Below are 677 nucleotides of genomic sequence, written 5' to 3'. Positions count from 1 at the left end.
AAATTCAATCCATTTTTATCGAACATAAGGGAAATTATGGTTATCGTCGGATTCATTTAGAACTAAGAAATCGTGGTTATCTGGTAAATCATAAAAGAGTTCAACGCTTGATGAAAGTACTCAATTTACAAGCTAAAATGCGACAGAAACGAAAATATTCTTCTCATAAAGGAGACGTTGGCAAGAAGGCAGAGAATCTCATTCAACGTCAATTTGAAGGCTCTAAAACAATGGAAAAGTGTTACACAGATGTGACAGAATTTGCCATTCCAGCAAGTACCCAAAAGCTTTACTTATCACCAGTTTTAGATGGCTTTAATAGCGAAATTATCGCCTATAATCTTTCAACTTCACCCAACTTAGAACAAGTAAAAACAATGTTGGAACAGGCATTCACAGAGAAGCACTACGAGAATACGATTCTCCATAGTGATCAAGGCTGGCAATATCAACACGATTCTTATCATCAGTTTCTAGAGGGTAAGGGAATTCAAGCATCCATGTCGCGTAAGGGTAACAGCCCAGACAATGGTATGATGGAGTCCTTCTTTGGGATTCTGAAATCGGAGATGTTTTATGGTTATGAGAAGTCATTTCAGTCGCTTAAGCAATTGGAACAAGCTATTGTAAACTATATTGATTATTACAACAACAAACGAATTAAGGTAAAACTAAAA

At 36.2% G+C, this 677-nt stretch carries 1 protein-coding gene; it reads left to right on the top strand.

Annotation, left to right across the window (positions count from 1 at the left end; genetic code table 11):
- Window positions 1–677, top strand: a 677-nt coding sequence (locus QM469_RS10545) for an IS3 family transposase (protein ID WP_414320627.1), incomplete at both ends; no start/stop codon positions are given.

The organism is Streptococcus infantis (genome assembly GCF_047464215.1).
Classification (GTDB): domain Bacteria; phylum Bacillota; class Bacilli; order Lactobacillales; family Streptococcaceae; genus Streptococcus; species Streptococcus infantis_P.
The sequence above is the reverse complement of the archived record's forward strand: the minus strand, read 5'-3'. Positions and strand labels throughout refer to the sequence as shown.